This window comes from Burkholderia sp. AU45251 (assembly GCF_030482905.1).
Classification (GTDB): Bacteria; Pseudomonadota; Gammaproteobacteria; order Burkholderiales; family Burkholderiaceae; genus Burkholderia; species Burkholderia aenigmatica.
The window spans coordinates 1-861 of record NZ_JAUJQH010000080.1 but is presented as its reverse complement, the minus strand read 5'-3'; the positions used below and the strand labels follow the sequence as shown (position 1 = coordinate 861).

The window sequence follows — 861 nt, the reverse complement described above, 5'->3', positions numbered from 1 at the left end:
CTGCTCGAGGATGGCCGGATTCTCGAGCGTGGACGTATCCTGCGTGATCGCCTCGCCCTTCGCGAGCGAGCGCAGCAGGCGACGCATGATCTTGCCCGAGCGCGTCTTCGGCAGGTTGTCGCCGAAGCGGATGTCCTTCGGCTTCGCGATCGGTCCGATCTGCTTGCCGACCCAGTCACGCAGCGTCTTCGCAAGCACCGCCGCTTCCTCGCCTTCCGGACGCGAACGCTTCAGCACCACGAACGCAACCACCGCCTCGCCCGTCGTATCGTCCGGACGGCCGACCACGGCCGCCTCGGCCACAAGTTCGTGCGAGACCAGCGCCGATTCGATTTCCATCGTGCCGAGCCGGTGGCCCGACACGTTCAGCACGTCGTCGATCCGGCCCATGATCGTGAAGTAGCCGGTGTCCTTGTCGCGCACGGTGCCGTCGCCGGCCAGATACAGCCGCCCGCCGAGTTCCTCGGGGTAGTAGCTCTTCTTGAAGCGTTCCGGGTCGCCCCAGATCGTGCGGATCATCGCGGGCCACGGGCGCTTGACGACGAGAATGCCGCCCTGCCCGTTCGGCACGTCCTGGCCGGTTTCGTCGACCACCGCGGCCATGATGCCCGGCAGCGGCAGCGTGCACGAACCGGGCACGGTCGGCGTCGCGCCCGGCAGCGGCGTGATCATGTGGCCGCCCGTCTCGGTCTGCCACCACGTGTCGACGATCGGGCAGCGTTCCTGGCCGACGTGCTTGTGATACCACATCCAGGCTTCCGGATTGATCGGCTCGCCGACCGTGCCGATGATGCGCAGGCTCGACAGGTCGTAGCTCTTCGGATGCACCTTGTCGTCGGCTTCGGCCGCCTTGATCAGCGA

The 861-nt window shown here is 67.1% G+C and carries 1 protein-coding gene; it reads right to left on the bottom strand.

Features of this window, described 5'->3' with window-relative positions:
• On the bottom strand, window positions 1–861 hold an 861-nt coding region (locus tag QZM67_RS39820; RefSeq protein ID WP_301811968.1), incomplete at both ends, for an AMP-binding protein.